Origin of the sequence: Streptomyces monticola, assembly GCF_042665355.1 — a bacterium.
GTDB classification, from domain to species: domain Bacteria; phylum Actinomycetota; class Actinomycetes; order Streptomycetales; family Streptomycetaceae; genus Streptomyces; species Streptomyces monticola.
Genome location: NZ_JBHTCF010000004.1, coordinates 1 through 13,789 on the forward strand (window position 1 = coordinate 1; position 13,789 = coordinate 13,789).

At 71.2% G+C, this 13,789-nt stretch carries 11 protein-coding genes and 1 pseudogene; 10 read left to right on the forward strand and 2 right to left on the reverse strand.

Translation table 11 applies throughout. The features are described 5' to 3' along the window. From ACFQVC_RS11105 to ACFQVC_RS11140, 8 genes and pseudogenes are all read left to right on the forward strand, one after another. Positions 1-155 (forward strand): annotated as a pseudogene (locus ACFQVC_RS11105) (methylmalonyl-CoA epimerase); the annotation flags it as partial. Positions 156-371: 216 nt separating this feature from the next. Further along, the gene (gene scy / locus ACFQVC_RS11110) at positions 372-4,241 is read left to right on the forward strand and encodes a polarized growth protein Scy (protein ID WP_381829579.1); all 3,870 of its coding nucleotides are present in this window, start codon (positions 372-374) and stop codon (positions 4,239-4,241) included. 183 nt (positions 4,242-4,424) lie between these two features. Continuing rightward, positions 4,425-5,360, forward strand: a complete 936-nt coding sequence (locus ACFQVC_RS11115; RefSeq protein WP_381829581.1) for a coiled-coil domain-containing protein — start codon at positions 4,425-4,427, stop codon at positions 5,358-5,360. 141 nt (positions 5,361-5,501) lie between these two features. Beyond that, the gene (locus tag ACFQVC_RS11120; protein ID WP_381829583.1) at positions 5,502-6,506 is read left to right on the forward strand and encodes an ABC transporter ATP-binding protein; all 1,005 of its coding nucleotides are present in this window, start codon (positions 5,502-5,504) and stop codon (positions 6,504-6,506) included. Positions 6,507-6,510: 4 nt separating this feature from the next. Further along, positions 6,511-7,281: an ABC transporter permease gene (locus ACFQVC_RS11125; RefSeq protein ID WP_381829585.1), complete on the forward strand. Its 771-nt coding sequence runs from the start codon at positions 6,511-6,513 to the stop codon at positions 7,279-7,281. Between the two features lie 30 nt (positions 7,282-7,311). Continuing rightward, on the forward strand, positions 7,312-8,175 hold the full coding sequence (locus ACFQVC_RS11130; protein ID WP_381829587.1) for a hypothetical protein: 864 nt from the start codon (positions 7,312-7,314) through the stop codon (positions 8,173-8,175). Between the two features lie 20 nt (positions 8,176-8,195). Further along, the gene (locus tag ACFQVC_RS11135) at positions 8,196-9,548 is read left to right on the forward strand and encodes an ABC transporter ATP-binding protein (RefSeq protein ID WP_381829589.1); all 1,353 of its coding nucleotides are present in this window, start codon (positions 8,196-8,198) and stop codon (positions 9,546-9,548) included. 74 nt (positions 9,549-9,622) lie between these two features. After that, complete coding sequence (locus ACFQVC_RS11140) at positions 9,623-10,465, forward strand: ABC transporter permease (RefSeq protein ID WP_381830519.1); 843 nt, start codon at positions 9,623-9,625, stop codon at positions 10,463-10,465. A gap of 59 nt (positions 10,466-10,524) precedes the next feature. Here the strand turns inward: ACFQVC_RS11140 and ACFQVC_RS11145 are convergent, their stop codons facing one another. Then, on the reverse strand, positions 10,525-10,857 hold the full coding sequence (locus ACFQVC_RS11145; protein ID WP_381829591.1) for an ATP/GTP-binding protein: 333 nt from the start codon (positions 10,855-10,857) through the stop codon (positions 10,525-10,527). Positions 10,858-11,082: 225 nt separating this feature from the next. Here ACFQVC_RS11145 and ACFQVC_RS11150 point away from each other — a divergent pair, with 225 nt between their 5' ends. Beyond that, positions 11,083-12,111: an LLM class flavin-dependent oxidoreductase gene (locus tag ACFQVC_RS11150; RefSeq protein ID WP_381829593.1), complete on the forward strand. Its 1,029-nt coding sequence runs from the start codon at positions 11,083-11,085 to the stop codon at positions 12,109-12,111. A gap of 182 nt (positions 12,112-12,293) precedes the next feature. On the opposite strand, the gene ACFQVC_RS11155 is transcribed toward ACFQVC_RS11150, so the two are convergent. Continuing rightward, the gene (locus ACFQVC_RS11155) at positions 12,294-12,686 is read right to left on the reverse strand and encodes an SCO5389 family protein (RefSeq protein ID WP_381829595.1); all 393 of its coding nucleotides are present in this window, start codon (positions 12,684-12,686) and stop codon (positions 12,294-12,296) included. 266 nt (positions 12,687-12,952) lie between these two features. Between ACFQVC_RS11155 and nucS the strand changes: the two genes are divergently transcribed. Next, positions 12,953-13,624 carry an endonuclease NucS gene (gene nucS, locus ACFQVC_RS11160; RefSeq protein ID WP_381829597.1) on the forward strand — a complete coding sequence of 224 codons (672 nt, stop codon included), beginning with the start codon at positions 12,953-12,955 and terminating at the stop codon, positions 13,622-13,624. The last annotated feature ends 165 nt before the right edge of the window (positions 13,625-13,789 follow it).

Here is a 13,789-nt window from a genome sequence, read left to right on the forward strand (position 1 = left end):
CCGCCGCCATCAAGGACAAGGGCGTCCGCGTCCTCTACGACGAGCCCCGCCGCGGCTCCATGGGCTCCCGCATCACCTTCCTCCACCCCAAGGACTGCCACGGAGTCCTCACCGAACTGGTCACTTCCGCACCGGAGCCCTCACCGGACCACTGACCTCCGCATACCCGGGCCGGTAGGGTTGGGGGCGGCCGTCGCCTCGATCGGGCGGCCGCACCGGGGTCCGGGTTACGAGGGTCAAGGGGCAGCAGCGTCGGGCCGACGGCCCCTCGTTCGCCGTTGATCTGTCACCATTCCCCGGGGGCCCCGTTCGGCGGATGGACGGTGCTCGTTTGGAGAAACTTGCGACCAGGGGACGGATGGGACCGCGCAGTGCGGGGCTACGAACGCCAGGAGAACTCGCGGGCTGAGACCGACCATCTCTCGCGGTTCGAGGCCGAGATGGAGCGGCTGAAGACCGAGCGGGAGAAGGCCGTTCAGCACGCCGAGGACCTCGGCTACCAGGTCGAGGTGTTGCGCGCCAAGCTGCACGAGGCGCGCCGCAGCCTCGCATCCCGTCCTGCCTACGACACGGCCGACATCGGCTACCAGGCCGAACAGCTCCTGCGTAACGCCCAGATCCAGGCCGACCAGCTGCGCTCGGACGCCGAGCGCGAGCTGCGCGAGGCCCGCGCCCAGACCCAGCGCATCCTGCAGGAGCACGCGGAGCAGCAGGCACGCCTCCAGGCCGAGCTGCACGGTGAGGCCGTCTCCCGCCGGCAGCAGCTCGACCAGGAGCTCAACGAGCGCCGCCAGACCGTCGAGTCGCATGTCAACGAGAACGTGGCGTGGGCCGAGCAGCTCAGGAACCGCACCGAGCAGCAGGCCCGCCGGCTCCTCGACGAGTCGCGCACCGAGGCCGAGCAGGCCCTGGCCGCCGCCCGCGCCGAGGCCGAGCGGCTCACCACCGAGGCCCGCCAGCGGCTCAGCAGCGAGGCCGAGGCCGGCCGGGCCGAAGCGGAAGCGATCCTGCGCCGTGCCCGCGCCGAGGCCGAGCGGCTCCTCAACGCCGCCTCCACGCAGGCCCAGGAGGCCACCGACCACGCCGAGCAGCTGCGTTCGTCCACGGCCACCGAGTCCGACCAGACCCGCCGCCAGGCCGCCGAGCTGAACCGCACCGCCGAGCAGCGCATGGCCGAGGCGGAGACGGCGCTGCGCGAGGCGCGTGCCGAGGCCGACAAGGTCGTCGCCGAGGCGAAGGAGGCCGCGGCCAAGGCCCTGGCCACCGCCGAGGCCACCAACGAACAGCGCACCCGCACCGCCAAGGAGCAGGTCGCCCGTCTCGTCGGCGAGGCCACCAAGGACGCCGAGGCCACCAGGGCGGAGGCCGAGCAGGCCCTGACCGACGCCAAGGCCGAGGGCGAGAAGCTGATCGCCGAGGCCGCCGAGAAGGCGCGCACGGTCACCGCCGAAGAGACCGCCTCGCAGCTGGCGACCGCCGCGCGCACCGCCGAGGAGGTGCTCAACAAAGCCTCGGAGGACGCCAAGGCGACCACCAAGGCCGCGAGCGAGGAGGCCGAGCGGCTTCGCCGCGAGGCCGAGGCCGAGGCGGACCGGCTGCGCGGCGAGGCGCATGACATCGCCGAGCAGCTCAAGGGCGCCGCCAAGGACGACACCAAGGAGTACCGCGCCAAGACCGTCGAGCTGCAGGAGGAGGCCCGCCGGCTGCGCGGCGAGGCCGAGCAGCTGCGGGCCGAGGCAGTCGCCGAGGGCGAGAAGATCCGTGCCGAGGCGCGGCGCGAGGCGGTGCAGAAGATCGAGGAGGCGGCCGCCTCCGCCGAGGAGCTGCTCGCCAAGGCCCGGGGGGACGCCGAGGAGCTGCGGACCGCCGCGACCACCGAGTCCGAGCGGGTCCGCACCGAGGCCATCGAGCGCGCCACGACGCTGCGCAAGCAGGCCGAGGAGACCCTGGAGCGCACCCGCGCGGAGGCCGAGCGGCACCGCGGCGAGGCGCAGGAGCAGGCCGACGCCACCAAGGCGGAGGCGGAGGAGGCCGCGCGGCAGCTGCGCGAGGAGGCCGAAGAGGCCATCGCGCGCCGCCAGTCCGAGGCCGCCGAAGAGCTGACCCGGCTGCACACCGAGGCCGAACAGCGCCTGACGTCGGCCGAGACGACGGTGCAGGACGCGCGCACGGAGTCCGAGCGGATCCGCCGTGAGGCCGCCGAAGAGACCGAGCGGCTGCGCAGCGAGGCCGCGGAGCGCATCCGGACGCTGCAGGCGCAGGCCGAGAAGGAGGCCGAACGCCTTCGCACCGAGGCGGCCACCGAGGCCTCGCAGTCGCGCGCCGAGGGCGAGGCCGTGGCGGTACGCCTGCGCAGCGAGGCCGCCAATGAGGCGGAGCGGCTCAAGACCGAGGCGCAGGAGACCGCCGACCGGGTGCGCGCGGAGGCCACGGCCGCCGCCGAGCGGGTCGCCGCCGAGGCCGCCGAGACGCTCGCCGCCGCCCAGGAAGAGGCTTCGAGGCGCCGCCGTGAGGCCGAGGAGCTGCTCACCTCCGCACGCGCCGAGGCCGACCAGGAGCGTGAGCGCGCCCGCGAGCAGAGCGAGGAGCTGCTCGCCGCCGCCCGTAAGCGGGTCGACGAGGCACAGACCGAGGCGCAGCGTCTGGTCGAGGAGGCGGACCGGCGCGCGGGCGACCTCGTCGCCGCCGCCGAGCTGACCGCCCAGCAGGTGCGGGACTCCGTCGCGGGCCTGCAGGAGCAGGCACAGGAGGAGATCTCGGGCCTTCGCTCGGCCGCCGAGCACGCCGCGGAGCGCACCCGTACGGAAGCCACCGAGGAGGCGGAGCGGGTCCGCGCGGACGCGTACGCCGAGCGGGAGCGCGCCTCCGAGGACGCGACCCGGCTGCGCCGCGAGGCGCAGGAGGAGACCGAGGCCGCCAAGTCGCTTGCGGAGCGCACCGTTTCGGAGGCCATCTCGGAGGCCGAGCGCCTGCGCACCGAGGCTTCGGAGCACGCCCAGCGGGCGCGTACGGAAGCCTCGGAGCGGCTGACGTCGGCCGAGCAGGACGCCTCGCGTGCCCGCGCCGAGGCCCGCGAGGACGCCAACCGGATCCGCACGGACGCCGCCGGGCAGGCCGACCGTCTGGTCACCGAGGCCACCGCGGAGGCGGAGCGCCTGCAGTCCGAGACCCAGACCGAGGCGGAGCGGCTGCTCACCGAGGCCAGGACCGAGGCCGACCGCAAGGTGGCCGACGCGAGCGGCGAGGCGGAGCGGCTGCGGGCCGAGGCCGCCGAGACGGTGGGCTCCGCGCAGCAGCACGCCGAGCGGATCCGCAGCGAGGCCGAGCGGGTCAAGGCCGAGGCCGCCACGGCGGCGGAGCGGCTGCGCAGCGAGGCGCAGACGGAAGCCGAGCAGACCCTGGACGCGGCCCGCGCGGATGCCAACAAGCGCCGCTCGGAGGCCGCTCAGCAGGTCGACAAGCTCATCACGGAAGCGGCGTCGGAGGCCGAGAAGCTGACCTCGGAGGCGCGCGAGGAGGCTCAGAAGGCCACGGCGGAGGCCGAGCAGCAGGCCGACACGATGGTCGGCGCCGCCCGCAACGAAGCGGAGCGCCTGGTCTCCGAGGCGACGAACGAAGGCAACTCCCTGGTCGAGAAGGCCCGTACGGACGCGGACGAGCTCCTCGTCGGCGCCCGCCGGGACGCCACCTCGATAAGGGAGCGGGCCGAGGAGCTGCGCGACCGCATCACCGGCGAGATCGAGGAACTGCACGAGCGGGCGCGGCGTGAGTCGTCCGAGCAGATGAAGGCCGCGGGCGAACGTTGTGACGCTTTGGTGAAAGCCGCGGAAGAGCAGCTGGCCGAGGCCCAGGCGAAGGCCAAGGAGCTTGTCTCGGAGGCCAATTCGGAGGCGGGCAAGGTCCGTATCGCCGCCGTGAAGAAGGCGGAAGGCCTGCTCAAAGAGGCCGAGCAGAAGAAGACGGACACGGTGCGCGAGGCCGAGCGGGTCAGGTCGGAGGCCGAGCGCGAGGCGGCCCGCATGGTCGAGGAGGGCCAGCGTGAACTCGATGTCCTGGTGCGCAGGCGCGAGGACATCAATGCCGAGATCTCCCGTGTCCAGGACGTCCTGGAGGCGTTGGAATCATTCGAGGCGCCTTCGGGCGGCGGCACCGGCAAGGCGTCCGGCGGTGCCGGGGGCGGCGTCAAGGCCGGTGCCACGGTGGGTGCCCCTCGATCGGGTGGCAAGTCGTCGGAGAGCTAGCCAACGGCCCATCTTCCGTGCTCGGCAAGGACGTTCGGCCCTGGTGCTGGCAAGCGGTCCGGCTGCGAGCCACCCAAAAGGGGTGTCATTCTCCAGATCAAACGGGCAACTGCTCGATGACACGCCGCTTTGGCCCCTAGGATTCCCCCTAACACCTCACCGGTCTCATTCGACAGGAACCCCATGAGCGACACTTCCCCCTACGGCTTCGAGCTTGTGCGGCGTGGGTACGACCGCGCTCAGGTGGACGAACGTATCTCCAAGCTCGTCTCCGACCGTGACAGCGCTCTTGCCCGTATCACTGCTCTGGAAAAGCGCATCGAGGAGCTCCACCTCGAGACGCAGAACGCCCAGGCCCAGGTCGCCGACGCCGAGCCGTCGTACGCCGGTCTTGGCGCCCGCGTCGAGAAGATCCTCCGCCTCGCCGAGGAGGAGGCGAAGGACCTGCGCGAGGAGGCCCGCAGGGCCGCCGAGCAGCACCGCGAGCTCGCCGAATCCGCCGCCCAGCAGGTGCGTAACGACGCCGAGTCGTTTGCCGCCGAGCGCAAGGCCAAGGCCGAGGACGAGGGCGTCCGGATCGTCGAGAAGGCCAAGGGCGAGGCGGGCGCGCTCCGCACCGAGGCCCAGAAGGACGCGCAGTCGAAGCGCGAAGAGGCCGACGCGCTCTTCGAGGAGACCCGCGCCAAGGCCGCGCAGGCCGCCGCCGACTTCGAGACCAACCTCGCCAAGCGCCGCGAGCAGTCCGAGCGCGACCTGGCCTCGCGTCAGGCCAAGGCCGAGAAGCGCCTCGCGGAGATCGAGCACCGCGCGGAGCAGCTCCGCCTGGAGGCCGAGAAGCTGCGCACCGACGCCGAGCGCCGGGCACGTCAGACGGTGGAGACGGCGCAGCGCCAGGCCGAGGACATCGTGGCGGACGCCAACGCCAAGGCCGACCGGATCCGCAGCGAATCGGAGCGCGAGCTCGCGGCGCTCACCAACCGCCGCGACTCGATCAACGCCCAGCTGACCAACGTCCGCGAGATGCTGGCCACGCTGACCGGTGCGGCCGTCGCCGCCGCCGGTGCGCCGGGCGAGGACGAGCCGGTGACCCGTGGGGTCCCGGCGCAGCAGACCCGGTGAGCAAGAGCCGGTAAGCGATCAGCAGTACGCATCAAGCAGTAATACGCATCAAGCAGTAAGCGGCAGACACGTGCCGTAGCGGGCCAGAGCCCCTTGTCACTCCAAGTGGCAGGGGGCTTTGTCCCGTTTTAGCGTGGCCGCATGATCGAGCTCGAGGGCCTGACGAAGCGGTACGGCGAGAAAGTCGCCGTCAACGACCTCACCTTCACCGTCAGACCCGGCGTCGTCACGGGCTTCCTCGGGCCCAATGGCGCGGGCAAGTCCACCACGATGCGGATGATGCTCGGCCTCGACCGCCCCTCGGCGGGCGATGTGCGGATCGACGGCCGGCACTACGACCAGATCCGGCACCCGCTGAAGTACATCGGCGCCCTGCTCGACGCGAAGGCCATGCACGGCGGGCGCAGCGCGTTCAACCATCTGCTCTGCCTGGCCCAGTCCAACGGCATCCCCAAGTCCCGGGTCGGCGAGGTCCTCGACACGGTCGGCCTGACGGCGGTCGCCAAGAAGAAGGCCAAGGGCTTCTCCCTCGGTATGGGCCAGCGCCTCGGCATCGCGGGCGCGCTGCTCGGCGATCCGCAGATCCTGATGTTCGACGAGCCGGTCAACGGCCTCGACCCCGAGGGCATCCACTGGATCCGGAATCTGATGAAGTCGCTCGCGGCGCAGGGCCGTACGGTCTTCGTCTCCTCGCATCTGATGAGCGAGATGGCACTGACCGCCGACCATCTGGTCGTCATCGGCCAGGGCCGGCTGCTCGCCGACACCTCGATGGCCGACTTCATCCGGCAGAACTCGCGCTCGTACGTACGCCTTCGCTCGCCCCAGCAGGAGCGGCTCCGCGATGTGCTGCACGAGGCCGGGATCACGGTCGTGGAAGCCGGAAACGGAACCCTCGAAGTGGATGGCTCCACGTCCGACCGGCTCGGGGAGATCGCCGCCGAGCACCATCTCGTACTCCATGAGCTGAGCCCTCAGCAGGCGTCCCTCGAGGAGGCCTTCATGCAGCTCACCGCGGAGTCCGTGGAGTACCACGCGCACTCGGAGACCACCCCGCCCGACACCTCCGGCTGGCAGGCGCAGGCGCCGCCGGGCGACGGAGGCTGGGGCGGGCAGTGGTCGCAGCAGAAGAAGTCGGGGAGCTGAACCGATGTCCTCAGGACGCGTACTGAAATCGGAGTGGACCAAGATCCGCTCGGTGTCGTCGACGGTCTGGACGCTGAGTCTGGCCGCGGTCGTCACGATCGGCCTCGGCCTGCTGATCTCCATCCTCGCCAAGAACGACTTCGACAAGATGGACGCCCGCGACAAGCTGGCCTTCGACCCGACCGCGATCAGCTTCGCCGGCATGGGCCTCGGCCAGCTCGCGATGATCGTCTTCGGGGTGCTCGTGGTGTCGAACGAGTACAGCACCGGCATGATCCGCACCTCGCTCGCCGCGGTGCCGCAGCGCGGCAAGTTCCTGTTCAGCAAGATCGCGGTGGCCACGGTGCTCGCGCTCGTGGTGGCGATGGCGACGAGCTTCATCTCGTTCTTCGTGGGACAGTCCGCGATGGGCGACCACAAAGCGGCACTCGGAGACCCCGGCGTCCTGCGCGCCGTGATCGGCGGCGGCGTCTATATGACCCTGATCGCGGTCTTCTCGATGGGCGTCGCCGCGATGCTGCGCAGCCCGATGCTGTCCCTCGGCATCCTGATGCCGTTCTTCTTCCTGATCTCCAGCATCCTCGGCAATGTCTCGGCCACGAAGAAGATCGGCCGCTTCCTGCCCGACCAGGCCGGCTCCAAGATCATGGAAGTGGTCAGCCCGGTCAACGACGACACCCCGTACGGGCCGTGGGGCGGCCTGGCGATCATGCTGGCGTGGGTGGCGGTGGCGGTGCTCGGCGGGTTCGTGCTCCTGAAGAGGCGCGACGCCTGAATCAGGGCGGGGCGGGGAAAGAAGACCCGGGTGATCGAACCACCCGAGCTCCCCGGCCGCACCCTCACCGACCTCGGCCTCGCCACCGTTCCCTTCGAGCACCCCCTCACCTACCCGGGCCGCCCCGCCCCCGGCCCCTCGCTCCTGCACGGGCGGCGGCTGCTGCCCCTGGAGCCGGGCCCGGCCCCCGGCCCGCTCGGCAGCTGGCAGATCGAGGGCGGCCCCCGCCTCGACCAGCTCCTGGCCGACCTCGAAAGCCGCACCCCGGTGCTTGCCGTCGGCTCCAACGCCTCCCCCGCCCAGATCGCGTACAAGCTCGCCGAGGACGCCCTGCCGGACACCGTGCCGATGATCCCGGTGACCGTGCGCGGCATCGGCGTGGGCTGCTCCGCCCACATCGGGCGCGCCGGATATGTGGCCGCAGCCCCCTACCCGGACCCCGAGGACACCCGCACCCTCGTGGTGACCTGGCTCGACGAGACACAGCTCGCCGCCGTGGACGCCACCGAGCTGCCCAACTACCGCCGCCACTGGCTCGACGGCGCGGCCTTCGGACTCGTACCGCCACAGGGGCAGGCACTGCCCGGTGCGTACGTCTACACGGGCGCGCGCGGCGTGCTCACCGGGGACGACGGACGGCCGCGGCCCGGCGGCGGCGATCAGAGCGCGCTGCTCGCCGCGCTGCTCGCGGGCTCGGCCCGGCTGCGGGCGCTGCTCGGTCCCGATCCGGAGTCCTGGGTGCGCAGGGCCCGCGCCGACCGTGCCGTCCGCGAGGAGGCCGCCCGGGTCTTCGCCGCCGAGAGCTGGGTCTTTTCTCCGACTTGGCCGGAACCGTCAACTCGTGGATATCCTCCTAAGCCTTACGGGGGCGTATGCACTGCCCCGACGACCTGACCACTCGATGGGTGCGGAGAATGATCGAGGCAGTCGGCCTGACCAAGCGCTACGGCGCGAAGACAGCCGTGTACAACCTTTCCTTCCAGGTACGCCCCGGCACCGTCACCGGCTTTCTCGGGCCCAACGGCTCCGGCAAATCCACGACGATGCGAATGATCCTCGGGCTCGACAACCCGACCTCGGGCCATGTCACCATCGCCGGGCACCCCTACCGCAAGCTGCCCAACGCGCCACGACAGGTCGGGGCCCTCCTCGACGCCAAGGCGGTGCACGGCGGCCGGCACGCCCGCAACCACCTGCTCTCGCTCGCCCAGCTCTCCGGCATCCCGGCCCGCAGGGTCGACGAGGTGCTCGGCGTGGTCGGTCTGCAGGAAGTGGCGAAGAAGCGGTCCAAGGGCTTCTCGCTCGGCATGGGCCAGCGCCTCGGCATCGCCGCCGCGCTGCTCGGCGACCCGCAGGTGCTGCTCTTCGACGAGCCGGTCAACGGCCTCGACCCGGAGGGCATCCTCTGGGTGCGGAATCTGATGAAGTCGCTCGCCGCCGAGGGGCGTACGGTCTTCGTCTCCTCGCACCTGATGAGCGAAATGGCGCTCACCGCCGAGCACTTGATCGTGATCGGCCGCGGCCAGCTGCTCGCCGACATGAGCGTCAAGTCCTTCATCTCGGCCAACTCCGCGGACTTCGCGCGCGTGCGCACGCCCGACACCGAGCCGCAGCAGCGCGAGAAGCTGACCGCCGCGCTGACCGAGGCGGGCGGCCAGGTGCTGCCCGAGCAGGACGGCGCGCTGCGCATCATGGGCCTTCCGCTGCCGAGGATCAGCGACCTCGCGCACGACGCGGACGTACGCCTGTGGGAGCTCTCGCCGCACCAGGCCTCCCTGGAAGAGGCGTATATGCGGCTCACCCAGGGCGCCGTCGACTACCGCTCGACGACCGACCAGCGGGCCGGCTTCCAGCAGCCGGCGCCCATGCCGCCCGGCATGGCACCGGGCATGCCGCCGCAGGGTATGCCGGTGCCGGGCCAGGACCAGCCGGGCTGGTACGCACCGCCGCCGCCCCAGCAGGGCGGACACCCCGCTCCGGCCGGCGCGCAGCCGAACCCGTACGCACAGCAGCCGCCGCAGGCCGGAGCCGGCCAGGCGCCACAGCCCGGCCAGGCGCCGCAGCAGCCGGGCCCGGAGCAGCACACCGCCATCCTGACCGCACAGCAGCCGCCGCAGGCCGGCCAGGAACAGCACACCGCTCTGCTGCGCGCTCAGCCCGCACCGCCCACCGCCGACGCCGCTCCCCCGCAGCCGCCCGCTGCCCCGCCGGCCCAGGCGCCCGCCTCCGACCTGACCAAGAGCGACAACGAGGACGCGCCCCGATGACCACACAGCCCACGCCGTCCACGCCGTCCACCGCGGCCACGCCGGCGCCACCGCAGCACCAGCCGGGCGCTCCCATGCCGCCGCAGGCCGCCGCAGGTCAGCCCCAGTGGCAGGGCGAGCCGGGCCCCTCGTACATCTCGCCCATCCCGATCACGCGGACGCACCTGGGCCATGCCCTGGCCTCCGAGTGGACGAAGATCCGCAGCGTGCGCTCCACGATGTGGACGCTCGGCGTGATGCTCGTCCTGGTGATCGGCATGGGCACGCTGGTGGCCGTGGGCATCTCCGCCTCCGACGCCGAGGTGGGCGCCGGGTCCGTCCTCGGGCTCGGCTTCTTCGGAGTGCTGCTCGGCACCCTCTGTGTGATCACACTCGGCGTGCTCACCATCTCCTCCGAGTACGGCACCGGCATGATCCGTACGACGACGACCGCGTGCCCGTCCCGCGGCCGGATCCTGGGCGCCAAGGCGATCGTCTTCTTCCTGCTCGTCTTCACGATCACCACGGTCTCCACCGCGCTGGTCGGCGTGATCCAGAGCGCCATCGTGGACGCGGGGAGCCCGAGCGGCGCCGACTGGTTCCGGTCGACGGTGGGCGTGGGTCTCTACGTCGCGACCATCGGCCTCGTCTCGCTCGCGGTGGGCGCCCTGGTGCGGCACTCCGCGGGCGCCATCACGATCATGATCGGCGTCGTACTGCTGCCGCTGGTGCTCGCGATGTTCATGTTCGCGGAGTCCCTCAACGACCTGCGGCAGATCCTCTTCGAGTACTCCATCCCCAACCAGCTCGGCGCGCTCTACAGCAACGCCGTCACCGACTCGGGCCCGCAGGGCTGGGAGCCGCTGTGGATCATGCTGGGGGTGGCGGCCGTCGCGCTGGCGGGTGCCTTCTTCTCGACCGAGGTCAGGGACGTCTGACCGTCTAACCACGCGCGCGGACGTACGGCTTCCGGTACGGCGCGCTACGTACAACCGCCTCAGAATCTGGGGGCGTTACGGGACCGCTGCACCCTGCTGGTGCGGCGGTCCCGCGCATTCCAGCAGGCCTTGTGCCAGTGCCGCCGGTTCTCGACGCCGGCGCCATGCCCCGGCCAGGCCACCACATGCGGCACCGACGACGGAATCTCCTGGTCACAGCCGGGGCAGCGATACGTCTTGCCGGCCGCGCCGGCGCCCGCGACATGGCGGACGCTGAACTCCTCGCCGTCCCAGGTCTCGGTGAACTGGTGGCCGCCGTAGCGGGGGCGGTCCTCGTCCGCGCCGTTGCCAGTGGGGTCTGCGCCCTTGGGGCGGTTGCGGCGCGGTGACACGGGCACACCTCACGTGCAGTACGGGAACCAACAGGACTAAGAAGCCTGACCAGCCTACGCGTCATGCGCATGGGTACCCGTAAGTCATCGGCCCCCGCCATTCTTCCGGGGCACACTCTCGTATGAAAATGGGCCAACCTTTATGCCAGGCCGTGCCTTTGGCACGTGCTGAGCGTTATTGCCGACAGGGGGAACGCCGCGTCGGTGCCGAGGAGGCAGAGTGCGATGCGCTTAGGAAGTTTTGTACTGGCCGCGCAGTTCCCGGGCCAGGGACAGGGGGAGGCGCTGCACCGCGCGGTGCGCACCGCGGAGGTCAGCGAGGAGTCCGGGCTCGATGCGGTCTGGCTCGCCGAACACCACTTCGTGCCGTACGGCGTGTGCCCGTCCGCCGTGACGCTGGCGGCGCTGCTGCTCGGCCGCACCCGGCGCATCCGCGTCGGCACCGCGGTGAGCGTGCTGCCGACCCAGCACCCGGTGGCCATCGGCGAGCAGACCGCCCTGCTCCATCTCACCAGCGGCGGCCGGTTCTCGCTCGGCGTCGGCCGCGGCGGCCCCTGGGTGGACCTGGAGGTCTTCGGCAAGGAAGTCGAGGCCTACGAGAAGGGCTTCCCGGAAGCCCTGGAGCTTCTGCTGCGCTGGCTGAGCGAACCAAGCGTCGCCGCCGAAGGCGACCAGTTCACTTTCCGTGACGTGCCGGTGGTGCCCCGGCCCGCCGAAGCGCTGGGCTCCCCGACGGGGCCTGAAGTGATCGTTGCCTGCACCTCACCGGCCAGCGTGCGGCTCGCCGCGCGGCACGGACTGCCGATGCTGCTCGGCATGCACGTCGGGGACGAGGAGAAGGCGGAGATGGTGCGCCTGTGGCGGGCCGAGTCACTGGCCGCCGGACGCCCGCCGGAGGAAGTCCTGGCCGCCCCGCATGTGTCGGCCGGCGTCGCCCAGATCGCGGACCGCAGGACACAGGCCACGGAGACGCTGCTCAAGTCGATGCCGGGCTGGCTGAAGCAGGGCCTCGACGCGCATGTGACGGTCGACGGCCGCGAGCGCAGGATGCGCGATCCGCTCGCGTACACCGAACTGCTCTGCGGTATCCACCCGGTGGGCACCCCACAGCTGTGCGCGGACCGGCTCGCGGCGACCTCGGAGCGCACCGGCATCACGCGCTTCGCGCTGCTCGTGGAGGGTTCGGGCGACCTGTCGGAGACAGAGGAGAACGTACGGCGCCTGGGCACGGAAGTGCTGCCGCAGTTGCGCTGAGCCGGGGATTTCTGCCGCGCTCAGAAGGAGACGGCGGCTTTGCGCCGAGAAGGAGCTTGCCGAGACGAAGTCGGCGGACGTCGGCGGAGAAGGAGCTTCAGGGTGCACGCTGCGCTGTCGGCCTGGCGGGCTGCCGCCCCGGACTTGTACACCTCCCGCGTACGAGGCGGCAGCAACAAGCCTCAGCAGTCCCTGAGTTCCGGCGACTGATTCAGCAACTGACCACGTATCGAAGTGAAACGGGCCAGCCGCTCGTCGGACTCGGAGCTGAGCGGAAAGACCGCCACGCGATGGCAGTTCTGGAATGCGAGACGCACTCCGAAGTGCCGCTGCAGGGCACCACGGATAGCGTCACTCGCCAGCGCACGCAGCAGCTGACCACGCGCCTGCTCGTCCGGCGGAGGCGTCTGGTTGTCGGCGAACTCGCCGCCGTCCACCTTCAGCTGAGCCACCAGAGAGCTGATCATCTCCCATGCGTAAGGCAGGGAGGTCCGGACGCAGTCGACGAAGGCAGCTTCATCGACCTCGCCTCGCTCGGCCTGTTCCAACAGCGCCGGTGAGACGTCGAGCGACATGGGTTCTCCTCTCGCACCCCCGGGGAGCGGGGGCTGACGGACAGGCAAGGACATCGCATACGCAGCGTGCACGCGCGGCGACCTCCTGCTTCCACGGTAAGCAACCTGTCCTGCCCGCACCAGGAGAATGCAGGCACAACCGGCCATAGACGAACGGTGTGCTTCCCGGAACAAAGGGGCGTGGAGGAGCGCGACAGGGGAGCATCGCAGGTGGACCTGGCGGGCGTTTCGCGTAGAGAGGGGGGTGTCCAGTAGCGTTGCCGACCATGCGTCTCGTCATCGCCCGCTGCTCCGTGGACTACGCGGGCCGGCTCACCGCCCACCTTCCCCTCGCCCCCCGCCTGATCCTCGTGAAGGCGGACGGCAGCGTCTCGATCCACGCGGACGACCGGGCCTACAAGCCCCTCAACTGGATGTCTCCGCCCTGCACCCTGAAGGAGGGCACAGGGGACGACGCGGGCGTCTGGACGGTCGTGAACAAGGCGGGCGAGAAGCTCATCATCACGATGGAGGAGATTCTGCACGACTCCTCGCACGAGTTGGGCGTGGACCCCGGGCTCATCAAGGACGGCGTGGAAGCACACCTTCAGGAGCTGCTCGCCGACCGGATCGAGACACTTGGCGAGGGATACACCCTGATCCGCCGCGAATACCCGACGGCCATCGGCCCGGTCGACATCCTGTGCCGTGACGCCGACGGCGCCACCGTGGCCGTGGAGATCAAGCGCCGCGGCGAGATCGACGGCGTGGAGCAACTCACCCGGTATCTGGACCTGTTGAACCGCGACCCGCACCTGGCACCCGTCAAGGGCGTCTTCGCGGCCCAGGAGATCAAGCCCCAGGCCCGTGTCCTGGCGACGGACCGCGGCATCGACTGCGCGGTCCTCGACTACGACGCGCTGCGGGGCATCGAGGACGACAAGCTGCGGCTGTTCTGAGAGGCCCGGAGGCAGGCCCCGTTCCGGCCCCGCTCTGAGGGGCCCGGGGTCGGCTCTGTTCGAAGGGGGCCAGGCCCGGTTCCAGGGGGCCGGGGCAGGCATCGTCACGCTCGCTCTCCCGGGCGGCGCCCAGCCCTCCCCCGTCCATCGCGCTTCGCGCTCACC